General features: G+C 69.5%; 21 protein-coding genes and 1 tRNA gene. 11 read left to right on the top strand and 11 right to left on the bottom strand.

Annotated features, from left to right (window positions below):
• Nucleotides 1–82: 82 nt before the first annotated feature.
• Both fabD and rpmF read right to left on the bottom strand, forming a co-directional pair.
• Nucleotides 83–1,006 carry an ACP S-malonyltransferase gene (gene fabD, locus RIC11_RS09090; RefSeq protein WP_350210481.1) on the bottom strand — a complete coding sequence of 308 codons (924 nt, stop codon included), beginning with the start codon at nucleotides 1,004–1,006 and terminating at the stop codon, nucleotides 83–85.
• Nucleotides 1,006–1,182 carry a 50S ribosomal protein L32 gene (gene rpmF, locus RIC11_RS09085; protein ID WP_350210479.1) on the bottom strand — a complete coding sequence of 59 codons (177 nt, stop codon included), beginning with the start codon at nucleotides 1,180–1,182 and terminating at the stop codon, nucleotides 1,006–1,008. Before rpmF ends, fabD begins: the two co-directional genes overlap by 1 nt.
• 326 nt (nucleotides 1,183–1,508) lie before the next feature.
• Here rpmF and RIC11_RS09080 point away from each other — a divergent pair, with 326 nt between their 5' ends.
• On the top strand, nucleotides 1,509–1,832 hold the full coding sequence (locus RIC11_RS09080; protein ID WP_350210477.1) for a DUF6793 family protein: 324 nt from the start codon (nucleotides 1,509–1,511) through the stop codon (nucleotides 1,830–1,832).
• Between the two features lie 119 nt (nucleotides 1,833–1,951).
• On the opposite strand, the gene RIC11_RS09075 is transcribed toward RIC11_RS09080, so the two are convergent.
• The 3 genes from RIC11_RS09075 to RIC11_RS09065 form a co-directional block, all read right to left on the bottom strand.
• On the bottom strand, nucleotides 1,952–3,052 hold the full coding sequence (locus tag RIC11_RS09075) for a hypothetical protein (protein WP_350210475.1): 1,101 nt from the start codon (nucleotides 3,050–3,052) through the stop codon (nucleotides 1,952–1,954).
• Nucleotides 3,053–3,353: 301 nt separating this feature from the next.
• Nucleotides 3,354–3,965 (bottom strand): superoxide dismutase, encoded by a 612-nt coding sequence (locus RIC11_RS09070; protein ID WP_350210473.1) that lies wholly within the window; start codon nucleotides 3,963–3,965, stop codon nucleotides 3,354–3,356.
• A gap of 384 nt (nucleotides 3,966–4,349) precedes the next feature.
• A tRNA-Gly gene (locus RIC11_RS09065) sits at nucleotides 4,350–4,422 on the bottom strand.
• A gap of 285 nt (nucleotides 4,423–4,707) precedes the next feature.
• On the opposite strand from RIC11_RS09065, the gene RIC11_RS09060 reads away from it, so the two are divergent.
• Nucleotides 4,708–6,174, top strand: a complete 1,467-nt coding sequence (locus RIC11_RS09060) for a hypothetical protein (protein WP_350210471.1) — start codon at nucleotides 4,708–4,710, stop codon at nucleotides 6,172–6,174.
• A gap of 158 nt (nucleotides 6,175–6,332) precedes the next feature.
• Here RIC11_RS09060 and RIC11_RS09055 read toward each other — a convergent pair whose 3' ends face one another.
• Nucleotides 6,333–6,908: a hypothetical protein gene (locus tag RIC11_RS09055; protein ID WP_350210469.1), complete on the bottom strand. Its 576-nt coding sequence runs from the start codon at nucleotides 6,906–6,908 to the stop codon at nucleotides 6,333–6,335.
• A gap of 449 nt (nucleotides 6,909–7,357) precedes the next feature.
• On the opposite strand from RIC11_RS09055, the gene RIC11_RS09050 reads away from it, so the two are divergent.
• Together RIC11_RS09050 and RIC11_RS09045 are read left to right on the top strand one after the other, a co-directional pair.
• A complete protein-coding gene (locus RIC11_RS09050; protein WP_350210467.1) occupies nucleotides 7,358–8,098 on the top strand; it encodes a DUF3891 family protein in 741 nt (246 codons plus the stop codon).
• A gap of 158 nt (nucleotides 8,099–8,256) precedes the next feature.
• Nucleotides 8,257–8,619 (top strand): hypothetical protein, encoded by a 363-nt coding sequence (locus RIC11_RS09045; RefSeq protein WP_350210465.1) that lies wholly within the window; start codon nucleotides 8,257–8,259, stop codon nucleotides 8,617–8,619.
• 138 nt (nucleotides 8,620–8,757) lie between these two features.
• Here RIC11_RS09045 and RIC11_RS09040 read toward each other — a convergent pair whose 3' ends face one another.
• Together RIC11_RS09040 and RIC11_RS09035 are read right to left on the bottom strand one after the other, a co-directional pair.
• Nucleotides 8,758–9,399: a DUF998 domain-containing protein gene (locus RIC11_RS09040; protein ID WP_350210463.1), complete on the bottom strand. Its 642-nt coding sequence runs from the start codon at nucleotides 9,397–9,399 to the stop codon at nucleotides 8,758–8,760.
• Between the two features lie 62 nt (nucleotides 9,400–9,461).
• The gene (locus RIC11_RS09035; protein ID WP_350210461.1) at nucleotides 9,462–10,088 is read right to left on the bottom strand and encodes a 3-keto-disaccharide hydrolase; all 627 of its coding nucleotides are present in this window, start codon (nucleotides 10,086–10,088) and stop codon (nucleotides 9,462–9,464) included.
• Nucleotides 10,089–10,228: 140 nt separating this feature from the next.
• Here RIC11_RS09035 and RIC11_RS09030 point away from each other — a divergent pair, with 140 nt between their 5' ends.
• The 6 genes from RIC11_RS09030 (at nucleotide 10,229) to RIC11_RS09005 (ending at nucleotide 14,829) form a co-directional block, all read left to right on the top strand.
• Nucleotides 10,229–11,587, top strand: coding sequence for a beta-ketoacyl-[acyl-carrier-protein] synthase family protein (locus RIC11_RS09030; protein WP_350210459.1), 1,359 nt, complete (start codon nucleotides 10,229–10,231; stop codon nucleotides 11,585–11,587).
• A 442-nt stretch (nucleotides 11,588–12,029) separates the two neighbouring features.
• A complete protein-coding gene (locus RIC11_RS09025; protein ID WP_350210457.1) occupies nucleotides 12,030–13,397 on the top strand; it encodes a DEAD/DEAH box helicase in 1,368 nt (455 codons plus the stop codon).
• A gap of 62 nt (nucleotides 13,398–13,459) precedes the next feature.
• Nucleotides 13,460–13,957 carry a hypothetical protein gene (locus tag RIC11_RS09020; RefSeq protein WP_350210455.1) on the top strand — a complete coding sequence of 166 codons (498 nt, stop codon included), beginning with the start codon at nucleotides 13,460–13,462 and terminating at the stop codon, nucleotides 13,955–13,957.
• Between the two features lie 47 nt (nucleotides 13,958–14,004).
• On the top strand, nucleotides 14,005–14,349 hold the full coding sequence (locus tag RIC11_RS09015; protein WP_350210453.1) for a tetratricopeptide repeat protein: 345 nt from the start codon (nucleotides 14,005–14,007) through the stop codon (nucleotides 14,347–14,349).
• Nucleotides 14,350–14,395: 46 nt separating this feature from the next.
• The gene (locus RIC11_RS09010) at nucleotides 14,396–14,554 is read left to right on the top strand and encodes a hypothetical protein (RefSeq protein ID WP_350210451.1); all 159 of its coding nucleotides are present in this window, start codon (nucleotides 14,396–14,398) and stop codon (nucleotides 14,552–14,554) included.
• Between the two features lie 65 nt (nucleotides 14,555–14,619).
• Nucleotides 14,620–14,829: a hypothetical protein gene (locus RIC11_RS09005; protein WP_350210449.1), complete on the top strand. Its 210-nt coding sequence runs from the start codon at nucleotides 14,620–14,622 to the stop codon at nucleotides 14,827–14,829.
• Nucleotides 14,830–14,836: 7 nt separating this feature from the next.
• Here RIC11_RS09005 and purB read toward each other — a convergent pair whose 3' ends face one another.
• The 3 genes from purB to RIC11_RS08990 form a co-directional block, all read right to left on the bottom strand.
• Nucleotides 14,837–16,261, bottom strand: a complete 1,425-nt coding sequence (gene purB, locus RIC11_RS09000; RefSeq protein WP_350210447.1) for an adenylosuccinate lyase — start codon at nucleotides 16,259–16,261, stop codon at nucleotides 14,837–14,839.
• A gap of 123 nt (nucleotides 16,262–16,384) precedes the next feature.
• Nucleotides 16,385–17,794: an HD domain-containing protein gene (locus RIC11_RS08995; RefSeq protein WP_350210445.1), complete on the bottom strand. Its 1,410-nt coding sequence runs from the start codon at nucleotides 17,792–17,794 to the stop codon at nucleotides 16,385–16,387.
• Nucleotides 17,795–17,927: 133 nt separating this feature from the next.
• Nucleotides 17,928–18,428, bottom strand: coding sequence for a hypothetical protein (locus tag RIC11_RS08990; RefSeq protein ID WP_350210443.1), 501 nt, complete (start codon nucleotides 18,426–18,428; stop codon nucleotides 17,928–17,930).
• 180 nt (nucleotides 18,429–18,608) lie between these two features.
• Between RIC11_RS08990 and RIC11_RS08985 the strand changes: the two genes are divergently transcribed.
• The gene (locus RIC11_RS08985; RefSeq protein ID WP_350210442.1) at nucleotides 18,609–21,032 is read left to right on the top strand and encodes a carboxylesterase family protein; all 2,424 of its coding nucleotides are present in this window, start codon (nucleotides 18,609–18,611) and stop codon (nucleotides 21,030–21,032) included.
• Nucleotides 21,033–21,035: the final 3 nt, after the last annotated feature.

Raw genomic sequence — 21,035 nt, 5'->3', positions numbered from 1 at the left:
GATTGCCTGGGGAGCTTGGTTGGTGGAAGAAAGTCGGAACGGGCCAGGCGTCCAGCAAGGGCTAACGCCTCGCAACGAGCGCCTATTCGACTCCTTCGCACGGCGATTTTCGGTCGATCCGCTTCAGCAAACCGCGGAGCACTCGCCCCGGGCCGATCTCGTAGAACTTCTCCACGCCGAGGCCGCCCTCCGCTTCTTTGCGCATCAGCAGGCGGACGCTGTCCTCCCACCGCACCGGGCTGACGACCTGTTTCACGAGTAGCTCGCGGAGCACGCCGGGGTCGGTGTGGGGGGCCGAGTCGACGTTCGACACGACGGGGACTCTCGGTTCGCGGAGCTCGACCTGGCCGAGCACCGCGGCGAGCCGCTCGACCGCCTCTTGCATCAGCGGCGTGTGGAACGCGCCGGCCACCGCGAGGGGGACCACCTTAATCGCGCCGGCCGCTTCGGCCCGCTCGGCGATCCGCTCGCACGCGGCCGTCGAGCCGGAGACCACCGTGTTGCCCGGGCAGAGCAGGTTGGCCACTCGCAGGGTGTCGTCGCCGCGGCACTCCTCGCAAAGGGCTTCGACTTGGGCGACTTCCAGGCCGAGCACGCTGACCATGCCGCTGGGCGACGCCTCGGCCGCCTGCTGCATGGCCGCTCCCCGCTCGGCGACGACCCGCAGGCCATCCTCGAAAGACAACGCGCCGGCGAACGCCAGCGCGGTGTACTCGCCCAGGCTCAGCCCGGCGGTCGCCACGCACGAGTCGACCGCGTTGGGGTCGTCGCGTTTCAGGCGCTCGAGGGCGGCTAGGCTCGCCACGTACAGGGCGGGCTGGCTGTTGACGGTCGCGTCGAGCTGGTCGTCCGGCCCTTCGACACACAGGCGCAGCAAGTCGTAGCCGAGCTGCTCGCTCGCGCGGTCGAAGAGGGCCTTCGCCGCGGGAACCTCCGAGGCGGTCTCGGCCGCCATCCCGACGCTCTGCGCGCCCTGGCCCGGGAACAGGAAGGCGGAACGGCTCATCACTCGGTCTCGACGACCGTGCGTCCCATGTAGTGGCCGCAGGTCGAGCAGACCACGTGCGACCGCTTCATCGTGCCGCAACGCGGGCACGCCTGCAGCTCGGGCGCCTTGAGGCCGTCGTTCGCGCGGCGTTTTCCGCTGCGGTGGTTTGAGTGCTTTCTTTTGGGTACGGCCATGATCGTCGCTCGCTGGGCGGGAGCGGGTCTGCCTGGTAGGCGGGGAGAGACCCCGCTTCGGGCGGGGGAGACACGATACACACCGGCTGCGGCTGCTTCCGCCGCGGCGCCGATCGCCGCGGGTCGACCGCCGCGAGCCCCATAAAGTACGGCCCTACAACCAGATGTGTCAACGCCCTGCCCCGGCCAGCGCGCCCCGGCGCGTTGACGCCGGCTCGTGCGCTTTCTTAGGATCGGCTTGGCGAGTGTATGCTGCCAGCAAGCCGGGGCGGCGTCGGCGCCCGCTATTCCTCTCCCCGAGACACGCGTACGGAGCTCCGAATCGCATGCCGCTCTATGAGGTCGAGACGCCAGGCCACATCATGATCCTCTGGGCCGACGATCAGGACTCTGCCCGACAGACCGTCAGCCAGAGCTACCCGAGCGAAGAGATCCTTCGCCTGATCAAGCGGCCCCGCGACAGCTGGGTCATCTCTAAAGCGGCGCTCGGGATCACGTCGGAAATGGACCCCTGCACCACCGCGCGCGATTGCCTGTCTCGCGCCGAGGGGGACAAGGTCCACGCGATCCGGTTGTACATGCAAGAAACCGGCTGCGACCTCGATCAGTCGCGCAAAGTGATCGAGTCGAACATGGTGATGGGCTGGTAGCCGCCGCGCGAGGCGCCCAACGAGGTGCGCCGCACGGCTGCCGACCTGCCGACCTGCCGCACGCTGACGCCGCTTCTCCGCGACCTCCGCGCCCGGCCTCTCGCGCCGGGCGGCCGGTTTTAGCGCAGTTGGTAAGCGGCGCTAGGCGCGGTGGTCGAGCCGCTGGAGCCGTCGGGACGCGTCGCGACGCTCACCCCGGGCTGATAGGTGCCGGTGCCGCCAGGGCGATACTCGCCCGGCCGGCTGGTGATCCGTACGACCGAACCCGACTCCGTCGACGCGGTCTGCTGGACCCGCGACGGGGTGGCGCCCGGCGGCAAGGACCCCAGCGTGCTCGAGCCGGCGGTCGACGGGTACGGCGACGCTCCCGCGGCGGCGACACCGGTCGAGCCAGGCTGTGTTGCTCCGCCCGTCGGGGGGAGGGCTGTCGAGGGCAGGCCCGTCGACGGATAGGTGGTCGAAGGATTGGCAGACGCGGTGTTCGAAGCCGGCGGCGTGGCGCCCGTCGCGGGCGAGGAACCCGTCGACGGGAAGGGGCTCGTCGACGGGAAGGGGCTCGTGGCCTGCCCGGCCGCCGGCGACGTGCTGGCGGTTGCGGCGTAGCGGTTGGCGCCGCCGGGGCTCGACGTGCTGGGCACGCCGCCGATCGGCGGCAAATCGCCGAAGTCGTCCGGCAGCGTTGACGACGCGTACCGGTCCGCCGCGCCGGAGCCATCCGGCGTGGCGGCTAGCGTCTCGGTCACCGGCGGGCGGTAGCCGTTCGGATCGTAAGCGCCGGTCGCCGCTAGGCTCGAAGCGGCCGGCGCAGCCGGCCGGGTGGTCGAGGGCGCCGCCGCGGCGGGCGGGGGGGTCGGCGCCGGCGTCGCGGCGACCGCGTCGGTAGCCGGATAGGCCGTCCACTTGGGCGCGGCGGCGTCGATCTGCGGCGTGACTGCGGCCACGGCCTCGGAAGCTGTCTTGCTCGCCTCGCTGGTCGCTTTGGCCACCGCATCGGACGGAGCGGCTTCCGGCTCGAGCCCCTCAATGAGCGGGGTCTGGCCGTCGCTCGGTAGCTTCGGCGCCTCCGAAGCGGCCAGGGCCTCCGCGTCGGCGCCACCCCGCGAGAACGGGTTCCACGCCCAACGCGAAGTGCTCGCCGATCGGCACCCCGGCAGGGAGACACAAATCGCGAAGGCGAGCGCGCTGGCGGCGAGTCGGCGAGCGGCGGCTGTCTGGTTCATTGTGACGGGCGGGCTCGGTTTCGGCGTCGCTCGCCGGTGGGCGGAGTGGCGACGCGGATTGCGGGTCTTCGGTTTGGTTCGGTCGCGCAACGGTTGCCGGTTGAGCGTTTCCTCAGACCAGAGCCGTAGCGCGGCGGACCGTAGAAGCCGCTGCCAAGCCGCGTCAACGCCAGCTTTCGCAGTGGCCGCCGAGGAGGCCCCGCCAACAAAAAGCGGACGCCAGCAATGCCGGCGTCCGCTCGGGTCGATCGCTCTGGTCTGACGCTCTTGTCGCGAGGCTCCCAAGGCCCGCGCCGGGGCCTCAGCCTTTGGCCGCCTTGTACAGCTCATCCACCTTCGACCAGTCGATCACGTTGAAAAACGCGGCTACGTAGTCCGGCCGCCGGTTCTGGTACTTCAGGTAGTAAGCGTGCTCCCACACGTCCACGCCGAGGATTGGTGTGCGGCCTTCCATGTAGGGGTTGTCTTGGTTCGGTGTGCTCTCGACCTGCAGTTTGCCATCTGCCCCGACGCTGAGCCACGCCCAGCCGCTGCCGAAGCGCGTCGCGGCCGCGTTGGAGAAGTCTTCCTTGAACTTGTCGAAGCCGCCCAGCTCCGAGTCGATGGCCGAGCCGACGTCGCCCGACGGCTTGCCGCCACCAGAGCCACTTAGCGTGACCCAAAACAACGAATGGTTCGCGTGGCCGCCGCCGTTGTTGCGAACCGCGGTGCGGATGTTCTCTGGCACGCTCGACAGGTTGCGGCAGAGGTCCTCAACCGACTGTTCCGAGACACCGGAACCCTCCAACGCCCCGTTGAGCTTCGACACGTACGTGGCGTGGTGCTTGTCGTGGTGGATCTCCATCGTCTTGGCGTCGATGTGCGGCTCGAGCGCGTCGAACGCGTAGGGGAGATCAGGCAGTTCGTAGGCCATAAGTAGTTTCCTTGTTGAGGTTTAGGCGTTCTGATACCCAGCCAAGCGACGCATCGCCAATCGGCAGGCCCGATAGCAACGTGTCGCAGTTACCCGCAACTTGCAAGGCGCCGGGCGAGCGTCCGCCGCAGGCCGGAGCGATGGAGAAAACGCGACCGCCCTGGTTCCTAGGCAGCAAACCCTGCGCCGGCCAGTCCGCTTGGCAAAGCGACCGGCGGGAGCCGAGAGGGGGCCGCGAAAGACCCACCAACCAGTGAAGCGCCGCGAACCCGCGACCCTCCGAAGCAAAGGCGAAGCCGCCGCTTCGGAAGCCGGCAGCGGCAAAGCCGCGACACCGGCGAGGCGTGGAGAAGCCTCAAAGGCGTTTTCACGCCCGGAAACCAGAGCGGCTGATCGGACTCGAACCGACGACAATCACGTTGGCAACGTGATGCTCTACCAACTGAGCTACAGCCGCATCGTTCCGCCTAGCGGAACTTCCTGCCCAGCGGAAACTATCGCCAAGCAGAATTCCCCGGGGGGCGGAACCCTTTTATCGGCCCGCAACCCACCAGACCTCGAAGTATAACGTGGCCAATCGGCCAATCAAGCGGCAGAGGAGGCCGGCGACAGGGGGCCGGCGCGGCGGTCCGGGACGCGGCATTCCCGTCGCCTGCCACCTTGCTCCTATTGCCCCCTCCACGGCCCGGCGCCTACGATCCGCCCCCTCTCGCAAGCCCGCCGCCCCGCTGGAGGCTCCCCGGTGCCCCGCTCCCGCACACTACGCTGCTGTGTCATTTTGGCCGCTTCGGCCGGCTGCTTGGCTGTCGGCGGGCGCGTCGCGGCCCAGCAACCTCCCGGCGATGGGTGGGTCGAGCCGCCGGCCGGCCAGGTCGTGCCGGCCCGCTACGGTGAGCCGGCCGCGTTGCCCAGCGATCTCGAGCTGCCCGCCGACCTCGCCACACCGCGCCAGCCGGCGCCCACGCCCGGCGGCGACCGGTCGAGCCGCTACGAGTCCGCCGGCCAGGAACTGGCGCGCGGCGCTTCGCAGCCGGCGCCGACCAGCCCGGCTCCTTTGAGCCGCAGCTACAGCGAGAGTCCCGCCCCGAGGCCTCGGGCCGAGCCCCGCCGCGCCGGCGGCCAGCCCGGGCTCTCGCCGGTCGCCCCGCCGAAAGTCGAACGCGCTCGCGTTAGTAAGGGCGCGGGCCGCTTGCCGAACGACGCGGGCCAGGTATGGCGCGAGTACGACATCCGCCCCTACACCCAGCGCGTGGCCGGCGCCGACCAGAAGCCGCAACAGCGGATCGTCGACTGGGTGCTCCGCGAGACCGGTTACGAGGCTTGGCACTCCGACACCTTCGGCATCCTGAACGCCTCGCCCGACACGCTGACCGTGTACCACACGCCGGCTATGCAGGCGATCGTGACGGACATCGTCGATCGCTTCGTCAATCACCGGGCGGCTGCCCACGCGTTCAGCATGCGGATCATGACGGTTCGCAACCCCGACTGGCGTGTGAGGGCGTTGGGGCTGATGTCGCCGATCGAGGTCCAGTCGCCGGGCTTGCAAGGCTGGACGCTGGCCAAAGAGAACTACGCGTTGCTGATGTCCGAGCTCGCCCGCCGCGGCGACGTGCGCGACTACACCGCTACCGGCCAGCTCGTCCCCAACGGCCAAGCCAGCGTGTTCAGCACCATGCGCCCCCGAGGGTATATCAAAGGGGTCCTCCCGACGCAGAACGCCTGGCCCGGTTACCAGCCCGAGCCGGGCCAACTCGAGGAGGGGGCTTCGCTGGAGTTCGTCCCCCTGTTGTCGATGGGGCTCGACCGGGCGGAGGCCCTCATCAAGCTCCGCATGAACCAGGTGGAGCGGATGCGGCGGGTGTCGCTCGACCTGCCCTCGCCGCAGATTGCTGGCTCGACGGGCCAGCAGCGGATGCAGATCGAGGTGCCGCAGCTCACGATGGCGAACCTCCACGAGCGGTTCCGCTGGCCAGCCGACCAGGTGCTGCTGCTGTCGATGGGCATGGTCGCCACGCCGGGCCCGGACGACTCGGGCACGCTCAACAGCATGCTCCCGGAGGCGATGAAGGCCCCGCCGCGGGCCGACGCGCTGCTGTTCGTCCAGGTGCAAGACGCCCGCACCCCCACCGCCGGCCCCGCCGCGACCGAGCCGGGCCGCGTCAACACGGCGTCGCGCCCGGCGGCGTCTTTCAGCGGGCGGTATTGAGGGGGCGTTTGACTCGCCCCCTTCAGAGCCAGAAATCCGAGCCGCCGCCCATGCGCCAGTGCGGTTTGGCGTTAGCTGCGGTCGCGATTGGAGCTCCGCGATGGGCCGGCCTCGCGAGGGTGGCGGCCAGCCGCCGAGATTCGGCAAGGGCGCGACCCCTAACTTCGGCTCGACCGTAGCCCGGCGACAACGCCGATCACCGCGAGCAGGGTGGCGGCGGCCGGCTCGGGGACGGGAACGTTGATGCCCGTCAGCGTCGTTTCAAAGAACTCGCCGCTGACCGTGTTCTGCACCACGATCCTTGCCGTCCCGACCGGTGCGAACTCCGTGGCGTCGGTAAAGACCGACATGAAGTAGCTCTCGTCGGGCGGCGACAAGCTGCCCGAACTGTAGGCGAACTGCAGGCTGTCGGCGTCGAAGCTCCGCAGCGCCGCGACAGGGCCCGCGTCGCCGAGACCATCCGTGCGGTACTCGACGTCCGTAAACGTGTCGCCGTATCCGGAGAGGAACAGCGCCCGGATTTCGACGTCGGGCGCAAACGGCGCCCCCTGAAGGTCCTTCAACCTTGGGCCGAAGATCAGCGTGCCCGTGTCGTTCGATCGCCCTACCCGGTCTTGAAGATTTCCAGAAAGCAGCACCTCGCCGAAGTTCCCGAGTATCTCAAAGGGACGGACCGAGTCGTCCACGTTGAGTTGCGCAAACTGAGGGTTGGCGGCCAGGGTGGCGCCGCTCAAGAAGTTGAGCCCTCCGGCGTTCAGAGGAGCGGCTTGGCTACATGGGCAAGCGGCAAACACCGCTAGCGCGATCAGCGTGGCTCCTACGGTGGGGGCGTTTGGGGCGGCAGAGTTGGTCTTCATTAGGCGCCTATTGGTCGTTACGGGTCCGAAGCCCAGCAGCCGTTCGCGGCCGCCGGCACTCGGGAATCAACGTGGCGGTGACCAACCCGACACGCGGTCGAGCATTTCCCTTCTGGCGGGTCTAAACGGCCGTCCCGGCAGCGGGTCCCCGACCTCCCGACGCGCCCTATCGCCGTCAACTCCGAACAGAGGACTCGGCGCCGCCGGACCGGAGCTGACACGGGGGGCAGGCGTCGCCTGCGAAGGACCCGATCGCCACGGGTGGCCAACGCGGGGGACCGGCTAGAATGCCTGGGCTCCCTTCGCCAAACCCTCGAGCCAACCAGATGATCGTCACCAGCGTCGAGCAAGGTTGGGAGGTCGTCTTCCAGAAGTCGCACGGCTTGTTGGCCGGGCGGATCGCGGCCGAGTTCCGCGATGAGTTCCGCCCTTTGCTGTGGGTCGAGACGCTCGAAGCCATCCTCTCGCACGACGACTACAAGGAAGACTTCGACGGCAAGCATTACGTCACCGAGCTGGGCGCGCCGAAGGACTTTACGCTCGTCTCGATGGGTGCGCGAGACCGCTTGGCCGAGGCCCAGCGGCGGCTCCGCGAGAGCTACCGCAAGCACCGCTGGGTCGGGCTGCTGATCTCGCGTCACCAAGAGCACCTGTACGGCGACAACGACGACGTATCCCACGGCATGCGCTCTCTGCTCGACGACGAGCGAGACCGCCGGCGGCGCGTGCTGCGGAAGATGGGCCTCAAGAAGGCGGACCTCGAGCACGCGTACCAGCTGCTCCGCTGGTGCGACCGTTGCAGCCTGATCCTCACCCGCGGCGACGTTCCCGCGATGGGCCGGCAGATCGAGGTCACGCACGGCCTCCGCGGCGAGCGCTATCTGATGTGGCGGCGCGACGACGACGCGCTAGCGGTCGAACCCTGGCCTTTCGCGAACCAGCAATTCGACGTGGCTGTCGAGGTCCGCCAGGCCACCCGGCTTTCTTTCGACGACGACCGTGACTTGATCGACCACCTGGAAGCGAGCGAGGTCGAGAACCGCGTCTGGCGGTTCAGCAACTCGTAGCAGCCCGCCCGAGTTGGTCCGCGCGTCCCGCCCTGCCTGACCGGGTTAGCTCCGACTCGGGCACGCTTATTGCTTTGCTCCCGACAGAAGACCCGCTTCGGAATCCCGCCGGATCGCCCGGCGGAGCTCCTCTCTTTTTCGGACCTACGGAGAAAGCAATGGGCAAACGACCCGAATGGCAAACCAAAGAGACCGACTCCACTTGGGATCGCGTGAAAGCCGCGTTCGCCAACGACTGGGAACAAACCAAAGCCGACTTCGGTTCGGACAGCGCCCGCGACATGAACCAGGACGTTGACGACACCATCAAGCAAGCGATGGGCTTGGACGACGCGTTCGAGAACCGCGAGCAGGCCTTCCGATTCGGTCACGCGGCCAAGCACCACTACGGCAGTCAGCACAGCGAGTGGGACGACAAGCTCGACGCCCGGCTCCGAGACGAATACGAGGGCGACTACGAGCAAGACCGGCCGTATATCCGCCACGCGTACAACCATCGGTACGAAGAAACCGTGCGATAGCCGCGTGCGAGACCCCGCCCGCCGACAGCCGTTGTCGCCCAGCGACAACGGCTGCGGGTTGGGCGGGCGCACGCAGCACGGCGGTTCGTCGCCGTCTCGGCGCGCGCTCACTCGGATCCGAAGCGACGGGGGGGCGCACTAGTGTTTGGCCGCGTCGAGGCCGCGTTTGAAAAAGACCCAGCTCATCGTGCACACCAACGAGCACGCGACGAGCCCCAGAAACCGCTCGAACGCCCCGTCGATGCCGGTCGGCAGCATGAAGAAAGCCGGGGTGGCGACCGCCCACACGCCGGCGAGCGCGAGGAGCGTCCACTTGGCCCACGCGTGGCTGCGTCCGAAGCCGCTGGCCATGCACAACGGCGCCAGCAAGAAGAAGACTCCCAAGCCGTACACAAGATAGATGTGGATAACGACGCCGTCGCTGTCGCCATCGCCGTATTCGTTCCGCGCGCCGACCACCACGACGAGCGCGCCGAGCACGGCGAGTGACAGCACGCCGATCGACCACCCGACCCCGCCCAGGTGGGCGTGGGCCGACGCCAGCGCGACCGCGAACAGGCCGGCGGCGAAGCCGTACAGCGCGATGTCCATCAGGATTTCCATCTCGCCGGCGGCCAGGTCGCTGATGGTGTCGGCAACCCGGTCGTAGTCGCTCACGAACAACGGGGCGATGAGCGTGCCGAGAACGAGCGATAGGCAGCCCAAGAACCCGGTTGTCGCCAAGATGAGCAACAGGTAGGGCCGCTCGGCGTCGATCGAGTGATCGGTGATGTCGTCCATGAACCCTCCTGCGCCAAGCGGCGACCTCGTTGTCACGAACCGCTCCGACGAGCGGGCGTCCGCTATCGGGGCTGCAAGTCTCGAACCCATAGATCGCGGAACCGCATCCGGCCTTCGCCGCCGGAATGGAGTTGCAGCGCGATGACCCCGGAGGTCGCCTCCTGTGAAGGGTTCGTGTAGTCGAGCATCTTCACGCCGTTCAGGTAGGTCACGTAACGGCGGCCCTCGACCTTGATCAGCAGGTCGTTCCAGCCGTCGGGACGGATGACGGTCTCCAGCTCTGGCGCGGGCCAAGCGAGCCAGCCGCGGCCGTCGCCGTACACGCCGCCGGTGTGGCCGCCGATCCGGCGGTCGATCTCGACTTGGCGGCCCGCGGTAACCGTCGCCGTGCCGGGTGCGAACGCGGTGTGGAAGTACACGCCGCTGTTGCCGGACGCCTCGCACTTGAACCGCAGCGACAGGTGGAAGTCGCTGTATTCTTCCTCGGTCGCCAGATAGCCGTACTCGTCGGTGACGCCTTCCCCGTAGATGGCCCCGTCCTCGACGACCCACCGCTCGGCGCCGACCTCGGTCCAGCCGCTGAGGTCCTTGCCGTTGAAGAGCTGGCGCCAGGGGGCGTCGAGGCCGGCGCCCGACTGGGCCGACGCCCACGAGGTAAGCAGCACGGCGGCGATCAACGGGCGGAGCATGGCGGGCGGCTGGAGGGTGAACGCGGGGGAGGAACGCCTCAGGGCGCGGCAGCTCTAGTCTCGCAGGCCGGCCCGGCTGCCCGCAAGCTGGCGAACCCGCCTCGCCGAGGGCGCGGCCCTCGCGTAAATTAATCGGCACTATGAGCAGCAATTCCCTGGCGGCTGAGCGCCGCGTCGTGATCACGGGCGTGGGGCTCGTCTCGCCGTTGGGCCTGACGGTCGGCTCCTGCGCCGCGGCCCTCGCCGAGGGCCGCAGCGGCGTGCGCCGGCGCCCCGACACCGATCAAGCGCCAACCGTGGGCGGGTTCGCCGCGGACTTTTCCGGCGCGATCGACGATTTCGGGGAGCTAGAGAGCGGGCGCAAGAAGGCAATCCGCAAAGGCCTGAAGCTGATGTGCCGCGAAACCCAGATGGCGGTCGCCGCGGCCCAGCACGCCTTGGCGGACGCGGGCGACACGGCGGGGCTCGACCCGGAGCGGGTCGGCGTGGTGCTGGGTAGCGACTACATGCTCACCCTGCCCGACGACTACGTCGACGCGATCCGCAAGTGCCTAGACGAAGGCGAGTTCGCTTACGCGCGGTGGGGAGATGAAGGGCTGGACCAGATGCAACCGCTCTGGATGTTGAAATACCTGCCCAACATGCCCGCGAGCCACATCGCGATCTACAACGACCTGCGCGGGCCGAACAATTCCCTCACCCTCCGTGAAGCGGGCGGGCTGGCCGCCGTCGGCGAGGCGGCTCGGATCATCGCCCGCGGCGACGCCGAGCTGATGATCGCCGGCGCGACCGGCACGAGGGTCTTGCCGTTGCAGGCGGTCCACGCGTTGCAAGAAGCCGAGCGAGGGATGGCCGTCCAACGGGGTGACACGGACGACGACCCGGCGACCCTCTCCCGCCCATTCGAAGCCTCGCGCCAGGGCATGGTTTGCGGAGAAGGCGCCGGCATGGTCGTGCTGGAGTCGCTCGAGTCGGCCGCGCAACGCGGCGCCAGGGTCTACGGCGAGCTGGCCGGCTTCGGCTCGAGCACCGTCGCCATGCGCCGCGGCGAGTCGATCGCCGGAGACAACCAGCGGGCGATCGCCCGCGCGGCGGCCGCCGCGTTGACCGACGCGGGCCTTGCTGCTGAGGAGCTGGGGCACGTGAACGCCGACGGCCTCGGCGCGCCGACGCCCGATCGCCAAGAGGCCGCCGCCCTCCGGGCCGTGCTGGGCAATCGAGCCGACCAAGCGCCGGTGGTCGCTTTGAAGAGTTATTTCGGGAATTTGGGAGCCGGCAGCGGGGTCGTCGAACTGATCGGCAGCCTGCTTGCGTTCGACCCCAGCGGTCCGTTGGAGGGCGCTTTGCCCCGAACGCTCAATCACGACCAGACCGATCCGGAGTGCCCAATCCGGGTTGTCGCCGAGCGGGGCGTGCCCGCCGGCGACTCGTTCCTCGCCGTGAACGCGACGCCCCAGGGGCAAGCGGTGGCGGTGTGCGTCCGGCGCCACGGCGGATGAGCCGCGGTCGCCGAGCTTGCCTGGCGGCCCGCGGCGTGCTACGCTTCGACCGACCAATGAGGTGTGAGACCCTCCCAAAGCCGGCCTGTGTGGCCGTTAGGCAAGGGTGGGTTCATTCGATTTCGACGCCTGCGATGGCCGCTTCGCTGCCCCCAGCGACGCTCAGCGGCCCTCACTCGCTCTCGACGGCGACTGATTTTCTTGCCCCTTGCGGCCGCGGCGACTCCCGCCCTGCGCGACCTTTGCGCTCAAGAAGGCGGGACTAGCAAGAGCCCCGAATGCGGCTCGGCCCCGGGTTGTGTGACCCCGGGCTTCGCGGCTGACCCACCGGGCAGGTCGCCCTGCAGACGCAGCGCGACCGGCGAAGAGTCCCCGCAAGTTTCGGCGCCCTCTTGAGCGTCCCTTACCTCGCGGCGCCCAATCGACCAGATGGATACGAAGGATGAATTTTGAAGAACTCGGCCTCGCCGAGCCCCTGCTGCGTGCGGTCAAGTCGAGCGGATACGAGCGTGCGACGCCGATTCAGGCGGCCGCTATCCCCGTCGTTTTGGCGGGCGCCGACCTGATCGGCTGCGCCCAAACCGGCACAGGCAAGACGGCCGCCTTTACGCTGCCGGTGCTCGACCGGCTGAGCAAGAAAAAGGGGGCGCCGCAACCCGGCGAGCCCCGCGTTTTGGTTCTGTCGCCGACGCGTGAGCTGGCCTCCCAGATCGGCGCCAGCTTCGAACGCTACGGCAAGCACACCAAGCTGCGCCACACGGTCGTCTACGGCGGGGTGTCGCAGTTCCACCAGGTCAAGTCGCTCCGCCGGGGCGTAGACACCGTCGTCGCTACGCCGGGCCGGCTGCTCGACTTGATGGGGCAAGGCCACGTGAGGCTCTCGTCGGTCGAGGTGCTGGTGTTCGACGAAGCGGACCAGATGCTCGACATGGGCTTCTTGCCCGCGTTGCGGAAGATCGTTGCCGCGGCGCCGAGCGAGCGGCAGACGCTGATGTTCTCCGCCACGATGCCCGACGAGATCCGCCGCCTTGCGCAGCAATGGCTCCGCAAGCCCGAGTCGGTCAGCACCGTGCCGGCCTCAACGCCGGCCGAGCGGATCGAGCAGTCGGTCCACCTGGTCGACAAGAAGCGGAAGATCGATCTGTTGGCCCACTTCTTGGGCGCCGAGCCGTGGGGCCGGACCCTGGTCTTCAGCCGCACCAAGCACGGCGCGGACAAGATCGTCAAGCACCTGAAGCGAGACGGCGTCGACGCGGCCGCCATCCACGGCAACAAGTCGCAGAACGCCCGCGAGCGTGCCCTCGCCCGCTTCAAGGGCAAGAACCCGCCGGTGCTCGTCGCGACCGACATCGCCGCGCGCGGACTCGACATCACCGGCGTGTCGCACGTCGTGAACTTCGACCTGCCCGACACGCCCGAAACCTACGTGCACCGGATCGGCCGCACGGCGCGTGCCGGTGCGGAGGGGATCGCGGTCTCGTTCTGTGCGAGCGACGAACGCGAGCAGCTCCGCCAGATCGAGCGGCTCACCAAGCAGCGACTGCGGGTCGAGCCGACCGTCGAGGGGTTCCAACCGACCGACCCGCCGACGCAAGCCGCGGAGCCATCACGAGGCGCCCGAAGGGCCCGCCCACGCAGGCCCGAGAATCGGCGGCGTCAGCCCGCCGCGCAGTCGAAGCCGCAGCGCGAAAAGAAGGCGACCGGCCAGTCGCGGCAGGCGAGCGGCTCGACCCACGGCGACGCCAAGCCTTCCGGCAAGCGTCGCAGGCGAGGCGCTGGCTCGAAGGGGAAAGCCGCCGCTGTGAAGTAGCTGCTCGCCCGGTCCTCGTAAACGGCTACCTCACCAACCCTTGCCCAGGAGACGCGCCCATTTTGCCAGCCCAGATCAATGCTGATCGGTTCCGCGAGGACCGACAGGGTAAGTCGTTCGCCGACCTCCTCGACGAACCCGACCATCCGCTGCGGGACCTTATGGACTTCTTCAACGACGGCGACCGCCGCCGTCGGATGCAAGAATCCGAGGTGCACCACAACCGAGCGCCGCTCGCCGGCGTGGTCCGCGAGCTCGAGTCTCAAGAGAGCGTACGCCGGATCCTCGCCGGCTCCGACGCGGCGGCGGCTCAGCGCTTGCGTCAGGCCGTTGGCATCCTCACCCGGATGGTGATGGAAGACCTCGGCTGGCAGAGGACCGGCCGGCAGGGCACGCTAGGCGTGCGCGCCGAATCCGAGGAGCCAGCCCCGATCCACAACCAACGCGGCCTCTCGATGTGGTTCGCCCGCGGAGAACGGTTCCGCCGCTCCGGCGCGCCGGATTACCCTAGCGTCCCGCGACGAGCGCGTCGGCTCGCGCCCCCACAAACCGGCGGCTGAGGCGCCAGACCCGCACCCAGGAGTGAGGTGGCCAACCCTCCCGCGCGATGGCGATCCTAGCTTGGCTCAAGAGCCGGTTCTCCTCCAGCGGCCACGCCGAGTGGCTGTACCGCCGCGGCATGCTGCGGGCGAAGCTCGGCCGGGTCGACGAGGCGGTCGCCGACTACACGGCCGTCGTCGAGACGGCAGCCGCGCCGCCTCGAGTACGCGCCATGGCGCTCTACAACCGCGCGATCGTTCTCTACTCGACCGGCCACGCCGCAGAAGCCGGGGCCGACCTTAAGAAAATCCTCTCGATGAACGGCGCCCCCGCCCACGTGAGGACCGAAGCCCGCCGCAAGCTCACCCGTGTCGAGCGGGCGGCCGAACGGAATGACCGACCGGACACCTGAAATAAACCGTTTCTCAGGAGCGGGCGCCCACGCCCGACCAAACGTTATGGCGCGAAACCAAAACACCTTCGAGAAGATGCGACGCGAGGCGGAAAAGAAGCGGAAGGCGATCGAGAAACGCGAGCGGCGAGAGCAACGCAAAGAAGAGGCCAGCTCCCCGTCGCCGGATCAGGAACAGCTCGAGGCTCCCGCCGACGAGGACTAATCGATCGCCACCGCCAGCCGCGCCCTGCCGGTCAGGGCGGGCCTCCCCTCTAACGAGCGAACCCGATGCTCACCCAGTCCGAGCGACGCGCCCTGGGCGCTTTCCACGACTTCTTGATGACGCCTCACCGGATGCTTTGTTTCTCGGGCCAGACCCTGGAACAGCACTCCCTCGCCCTGGAGTCGCTGTCCGAGAAGCAACTGCTCGTGCGGGAGCGACGCCCCGGCGCCTACTCCCTCACCCCGGCCGGGTACTCCGCTATGAAAGCGGGCTGACGGTTCGTCAGACGCGCAGCTCCTCGGCCTCCGCGCGCCGTCCGGCGTAGCGGACACGGATCGGCGCCACGACCTCGGTCAGGAACTCGTCGACCTGCTCGGGCGCGCGGCCCACAAGTTGGCGCGGCTCGGCGACGCCGTCGATGTCCACGCCGGCGAAAGCGTCGTCGCCGCGTAGCCGTTCCAGCAGGTCGTTCGCCCCGCCCTGCCCTTTCACCACGGCCGCGGCCGCTTGGCTGTGCTGGCGGATCCGCTCGTGCAGCTCCTGGCGGTCGCCGCCGAGTTTCACCGCCTCCATGAGCACGTTCTCGGTGATCATGAACGGCAGCTCCTCGCGGAGGTTCTTGGCGATCACCTCCGGGTAGACGACCAGGCCGCGGGCGACGTTCTCGTAGATCACCAGCACCGCGTCTACGCCGAGCAGCGCCTGCGGAAGCGACAGCCGGCGGTTGGCCGAGTCGTCGAGCGTGCGTTCCATCCACTGGGTCGCGTGGGTCGCGGCGCCGTTCGCGGCGAGGCTCATCACGTACCGCGCGAGCCCGCCGACCCGCTCGCTCCGCATCGGGTTGCGCTTGTACGGCATGGCCGAAGAGCCGATCTGGCTCTGCTCGAACGGCTCCTCGATCTCCTTGCGCATCGCCAGGATCCGCAGGTCGGTCGTCGCCTTGTGGGCGCTGGCGGCGATCTCGCTGAGGCAGTCGAGCACCTGCGCGTCGATCTTCCGCGGGTACGTCTGACCCGTGACCGCGTACGACGCGTCGAAGCCCATCTTCTCGGCGACACGCCGCTCCAGCTGGCGGACCTTGTCGTGGTCGCCCCCGAATAGCTCCAGGAAGCTCGCCTGCGTGCCGGTGGTCCCCTTCGTGCTGCGGGCGCGGAGCTGGGCCAGGCGGTGCTCGACCTCCGTGAGGTCGAGCGCCAGGTCGTAGCACCACAGCGCGGCTCGCTTGCCGACGGTCGTCGGCTGGGCGGGCTGCAGGTGGGTGAAGCCGAGCGTCGGCAGGTCGCGGTGCGTCTGGCAGAACTCGCCCAGCGCGTCGATCACCGCGGCCAGGCGGCGGGCGACGAGTTCGAGCGACTCGCGCAGGATCAGCAGGTCGGCGTTGTCGACGACGAAGTTGCTGGTCGCCCCCAAGTGGATGATGCCGCGGGCGGAGGGGCACAGGTCGCCGTACGTGTGGACGTGGGCCATCACGTCGTGGCGGAGCTTCTTCTCGTAAGCGGCGGCCGCGTCGAAATCGATCTCGTCGACGTGCGCGCGGAGCTCTTTGAGCTGCGCTTCGCTGATCGGCAGCCCGAGCTCGGCCTCGGCCTCCGCCAACGCGACCCACAGCCGCCGCCAAGTCGAAAACTTCTTCTGCGCGCCCCACAGCTCGGCCATCGCCCGCGAGGCGTAGCGGGTGATGAGGGGGTTCTCGTAGGTCTCGTTCACGGCCATGGGCTAGTCGGGCAACGAATGGGACGCGGATCGGCGCGGGTCGGGCGGATCACCGCGGGTTCCCAGCAGGGAAGCAATCCGCTCGATCCGCTTGAACCGGCCTTCTCGTCGTCGGAGTCACATGTTGGTGAGGTCGTCTTCGCTGCGGCTGCCGACCAGCGCGTCGAGCGCCTCGCCGACGGCGGCCGCGTGCTCCGGCGGGTGGTTCTTCTGAAGGTAGACCCGGCACGCGCGGTGGGCGATCGGCAGCTGCTCGAAGAGCATGTCGTCGGTGAGCGGGTAGACCTTGCCGGTAGACGGCTTGTACTGGAAGTTCTGCCCGGTGGTCGCCGCCATCGCGTCGGGGCGGTAGATGTGGCGGGGCAGGTCGATCTGCATCGGCAGGTCGCGGATGCCCTCGGGGAGCCGCTTGCGGATCGCGCCCTCGAGGACGTCGACGTCGCCGAACACGCTCGCGTCCTCCGACTCGCCCGGCTTGTAGGTCACGTTGCGGTCTTCGACCGCGATCCAGTCGACCTCGCGGCCGAGGACGCGTTCCCACCGCGGCGCGAGGGCGCGTCGCGCCGGGTCGCTCGAGTGCCGCCAGCGGGACACGTCGATCAGCAGCGACCACTCGGTGAACGCGCAGTACTCGTCGAGCCGCTCGCGCGGGTCGTGCGGGAAGAGCAGCTCGCGGCTGTCGACGAACACGTCGCGCAGCGTCTTGTCGATCGCCCGCACGGTGCGGTGGAAGTAGACCGCGCGGAACAGCTCGCTCTTGGTCTGAACGAATTTCACCAGCGCGGCGGTCCCCTTCTGGTGGATCGTCAGGCCGCGGTCGCTGAAGAAGCTGTACCGCAGCAACCGCTCGAGGTCGTAGGCCTTGGAGCTGTAGCCGGTCATGTACGCGTCGCGGAGCACGAAGTCGAGGTTGTCGACCGTGTAGAGCCCGCAGAACAAGCTCCGCAAGAGCACCAACCAGCGCGGCCAGTCGCCCGGCGCGCCGTGCTTGGGGCGCTGGATCAGCATCGCCACGTGCTCCGGGTCGAGCGACTCGCTCTCGCCGATGCGGCCGGCCGGGCACTCGCGGACCGACCCGATCAGGCGGCCCAGCTCGTGCCGGATGATGTGGGCGCCGAGGGTCTCGTGGTTCAGGCCGTAGTGCGGCTTGAGGAAGTGCTCGTCGAAGAAGTGGCCGAACGGCCCGTGGCCCACGTCGTGCAGCAGGGCGGCGACCCGGCACAAGCAGTCGACGGCGTTCTTGCTCGGCAGGTCGCCGCGGCAGACCTCGTGCAGCGACTCGTAGAGCGACCCGACCGCGCGGCTCGCCATGTGCATGGCGCCCACCACGTGCTGGAAACGGGTGTGCTCGGCCGACGGGTAGACCCACCAAGCGGTCTGCAGCTGGTGGATCTGCCGGAGCCGCTGCAGCCACGGGTTGTCGAGCAGCGCGCGTTCGCTGGTCTCGCCGGCCGGCACGACCGACACGAACGGCACGTAGCCGTGCACCGGGTCGTGGACCAGGCTCTCTCTGGTGAAGTCCCTCATGCGGGCGAGTGTCGCCCGTCGGGCGTTGCGCGACAACGGGCCTGGGCCGGCGCGCAGGCCGGGGGCCCGCGATGCGTAGCGGCGCGTCGCGGGCCCCGGGCGCCTCCCCACCCCGTTTTCGGATCGAGCGGGCTCACCCCGCGTTGGACGTGTCGATCCACCGCCGCACGTTGGCGCCGTCCAGGGCCAAGTAAATCGCCCACGGCGTGGCCGTGGCGACCACGGCGGTCGCTAGCAGAATCACGTGCGTGTGGTACTGCGGCGCCTCGGTCGGCGGGGCGAGCGCGAGGCCGCCGACCCACGCAAAAAGGAAGGCCGGCATCGTGATCGCGTTGATCGCGCCGGTGGCGGCCGCGATCCGGCGGCACGCGTCCCAAGCGAACGTGGCTTGGCGGGTCAACGCCATCCCGAGGTACGCGGCCCCCGACGCGAGCGCAATGCCGAACGCCAGGTCGCTCCAACGCCCGTCCGGCGACAGCCACCGCGAAGCCCCCCCGACCAACGCGAGGGTCGCCACCAGCCACGCCAGCGCGGCCGTGCCACGAACGCTCCACGGCAGGGACTCGATCGAAAGCGGCGACTCGCTCTTGCGGATCGCGGACGGTCCTCCGCGTTGCGAGGCAGAGTCAGGCATAGCAACCTCCGAGGCGAAAAGGGGGGTCCGGTTGGCGTGCTTGACGGGCTTGCGTCAAACGCGTCGGCCCGAGCCGTCCTCCGGACGGCCCACAGCCGCGCGGGCCGTTTGACCGGCGGGGCCGGCGGCCGAGAATTGACGGTCGAAGCTCCTCGCTCCGCCCACCACCCCTCGCAGCCGATGGCCCATCTGAAACGTAACACGCGATTCGGCCTTGGGCCGGCCGCGTACACAATTACGGCGATCTTCGCCGTCGGGGCCGCCGGGCCCGCCTGGGCGAAGACCATCCAGCTGGAAGACGGCCGCATCCTCAGCGGCGAGCTGGGCGAGACGGCCGGTGTCGCCGAGGACCCGCTCTCCCCGTCGACCCAGGCCGGGGAGATCCGCACCGAGCCGATCCTGGTCGTCGAAGACGGGCTGCGACGCACCTTCGTCCACAAGACGGCCGTCCGCGCGGTGCTCGACGAACGCGACCAGCCGTGGGTCGAGGTCCGCGTCCAACAGGTCGAGGCGCGCCGCGCCGCCTCGCTCGGCGTGATCGGCCAGGTCGTCCGCGCAACACCGTTCGACAAGCACGGGCGGCGGATCGTCGAGCTCCCCTCGGACAAGGGCCTGATCTCGGTCGTGCAGGGCGTGACCCGCGTGACGCCGATCTACACGCAGGTGATGGGTCTGCGGGCCGACCCGCAGAGCTTCCAGTGGGACATGCGGCTGGCCACCAGCAGCCTGCCACGCGACACGCTCTCGGCGATCCTCCACCAAGCGACTCCCGCGGGCGACTTCGACGCGCGGATGCAGATCGTGCGGCTCTACCTACAAGCCGAGCGCTACCGCGACGCAGCGGCCGAACTCGAATCGGTCCGCGCCGACTTCGCCGATCGCCCCGAGGTCGACGCGGAGGACATCGACCAGAACCTCCGCCGGCTGCGCGAACTGGCCGCCCGTCGGCTGCTCGACGAGATCGAGCTGCGACGCTCGGCCGGCCAGCACCGGCTCGTACGCGGCTTGCTCGAGCGGTTCCCCGCCGACGGCGTGGCCGGCGACACCCTGCAGCGCGTCCGCGAGCTGCTCGACGAGGACGACGCCGCCGCGGCCGAGCGGGCCGAGCTGCTCGCCGCGCTCGAGCGGATGGCCACCGGCCTCGAAGAGCCAGCCGCCGCGCGGGTCGCCGAGCGGCTGGTCGAGGAGATCCGCCAGCGTCTGAGCCCAGCGACCGCGTCGCGGCTGGCTTCGTTCCGGCAGCTGGCCCGCGGCGACTCCCTCACGCCCGAAGCGTTGGCCGCGGTCGCCCTGAGCGGCTGGCTGCTCGGGTCGGACAACGCCGTCGACTCGCTGCCGACCGCGTTGTCGCTCTACTCGGTGCGGGACGCGGTGGTCCGTTACCTGACCGAGCCCGACCCGGCGGTCCGGGACAGCATCCTCATCGAGCTGCGCGAGTCGCAAGCGGCCGACGTGCCGACCGTCGCGGAGATCCTCGCGCGGATCGCCCCGCCCGAACCGCTCACGCCTGCCGAGGGCGCCGAAACCGGAGCGGGCGACGAACCGGCCGCCGCCCAGCCGCCGCCGGGCTGCCACGAAATCGTCGCCCAAACCGGCGACCGTGAGGTCCGCGGCGTCGTGCAGCTGCCGCCGGAATACGACCCGCTCAGCCGTTACCCGACGATCGTCACGCTCGGCGAGATCGGGGCGCCGCTGGAGCGGCAGCTGGACTTCTGGGCCGGGTCGCCGCGGGGCGACGCCGGGCGTATCGGCCAGGCGATGCGGCACGGCTACGTGACGCTGGCTATCGACTGGGCCACGCCGGGACAGCTCGCTTACGCCTACACAGCCCAGGAGCACGCCGCCGTGCTGGCCTCGCTCCGCGCGGCGATGCGCCGCGTGGCGATCGACCCGGACCGCGTCTTCCTCACGGGCCACGGCGCCGGCGGCGACGCCGCCTGGGACATCGCGCTGGCGCACCCCGACGTGTGGGCCGGCTGCGTGCCGATGCTCGCTGTGGCCGACCGCTACTGCCCCTGGTACTGGAAGAACGCCGGGTACGTGCCGTGGCGGATCGTGCTGGGGGAGCTGGACGCGGGCAAGACCGAGCGCAACGCGCGCGAGCTCGACCGCTACCTGCGTCCGCGCTTCGACGCGACCGTCGTGGAATACCGCGGCCGCGGCTACGAGTCGCTCTCGGACGACATCTTGCGCGCGTTCGACTGGATGGGCCGCAAGCGCCGCGGCCCACCGCCCGAGGAGTTCGAGTGCTTCACGATGCGCCCTTGGGACAACTTCTTCTGGTGGATCGAGGCGGCGGACCTGCCCGCGCAGTCGATGGTCGCTCCGGCCGAGTGGCCGCGTCGGGGGGCGCGCGCCGCGTCGGTGCGCGGCCGCAAGTTCGCCACCGGCAAGCTCGGCGTGTACACGGCCGCCGAGCGGGTGACCGTGTGGCTCTCGCCGGAGCTCGTCGACTTCGATAAGCCCCTCGACATCGAGCACAACGGGCGGCGGATCAGTCCGCGCAACGAGCCGGTCGAGCCCGACCTGCGGGTGCTGCTCGAGGACGCGCGGACCCGCGCCGACCGGGTCCGCCCCTACTGGGCGAAGGTCGAGTCGTTCTGAGCC

It is taken from the genome of Botrimarina sp. (genome assembly GCF_040219535.1).
Lineage (GTDB): Bacteria > Planctomycetota > Planctomycetia > Pirellulales > Lacipirellulaceae > Botrimarina.
The sequence above is the reverse complement of the archived record's forward strand: the minus strand, read 5'-3'. Positions and strand labels throughout refer to the sequence as shown.

Excerpts from the sequence above, each read along its gene's own strand:
- fabD (WP_350210481.1), bottom strand. The coding sequence starts at position 1,006 with ATGAGCCGTTCCGCCTTCCTGTTCCCGGGCCAGGGCGCGCAGAGCGTC.
- rpmF (WP_350210479.1), bottom strand. The coding sequence starts at position 1,182 with ATGGCCGTACCCAAAAGAAAGCACTCAAACCACCGCAGCGGAAAACGC.
- RIC11_RS09080 (WP_350210477.1), top strand. The coding sequence starts at position 1,509 with ATGCCGCTCTATGAGGTCGAGACGCCAGGCCACATCATGATCCTCTGG.
- RIC11_RS09075 (WP_350210475.1), bottom strand. The coding sequence starts at position 3,052 with ATGAACCAGACAGCCGCCGCTCGCCGACTCGCCGCCAGCGCGCTCGCC.
- RIC11_RS09070 (WP_350210473.1), bottom strand. The coding sequence starts at position 3,965 with ATGGCCTACGAACTGCCTGATCTCCCCTACGCGTTCGACGCGCTCGAG.
- RIC11_RS09050 (WP_350210467.1), top strand. The coding sequence starts at position 7,358 with ATGATCGTCACCAGCGTCGAGCAAGGTTGGGAGGTCGTCTTCCAGAAG.
- RIC11_RS09045 (WP_350210465.1), top strand. The coding sequence starts at position 8,257 with ATGGGCAAACGACCCGAATGGCAAACCAAAGAGACCGACTCCACTTGG.
- RIC11_RS09040 (WP_350210463.1), bottom strand. The coding sequence starts at position 9,399 with ATGGACGACATCACCGATCACTCGATCGACGCCGAGCGGCCCTACCTG.
- RIC11_RS09035 (WP_350210461.1), bottom strand. The coding sequence starts at position 10,088 with ATGCTCCGCCCGTTGATCGCCGCCGTGCTGCTTACCTCGTGGGCGTCG.
- RIC11_RS09030 (WP_350210459.1), top strand. The coding sequence starts at position 10,229 with ATGAGCAGCAATTCCCTGGCGGCTGAGCGCCGCGTCGTGATCACGGGC.
- RIC11_RS09025 (WP_350210457.1), top strand. The coding sequence starts at position 12,030 with ATGAATTTTGAAGAACTCGGCCTCGCCGAGCCCCTGCTGCGTGCGGTC.
- RIC11_RS09015 (WP_350210453.1), top strand. The coding sequence starts at position 14,005 with ATGGCGATCCTAGCTTGGCTCAAGAGCCGGTTCTCCTCCAGCGGCCAC.
- RIC11_RS09010 (WP_350210451.1), top strand. The coding sequence starts at position 14,396 with ATGGCGCGAAACCAAAACACCTTCGAGAAGATGCGACGCGAGGCGGAA.
- RIC11_RS09005 (WP_350210449.1), top strand. The coding sequence starts at position 14,620 with ATGCTCACCCAGTCCGAGCGACGCGCCCTGGGCGCTTTCCACGACTTC.
- RIC11_RS08995 (WP_350210445.1), bottom strand. The coding sequence starts at position 17,794 with ATGAGGGACTTCACCAGAGAGAGCCTGGTCCACGACCCGGTGCACGGC.
- RIC11_RS08990 (WP_350210443.1), bottom strand. The coding sequence starts at position 18,428 with ATGCCTGACTCTGCCTCGCAACGCGGAGGACCGTCCGCGATCCGCAAG.
- RIC11_RS08985 (WP_350210442.1), top strand. The coding sequence starts at position 18,609 with ATGGCCCATCTGAAACGTAACACGCGATTCGGCCTTGGGCCGGCCGCG.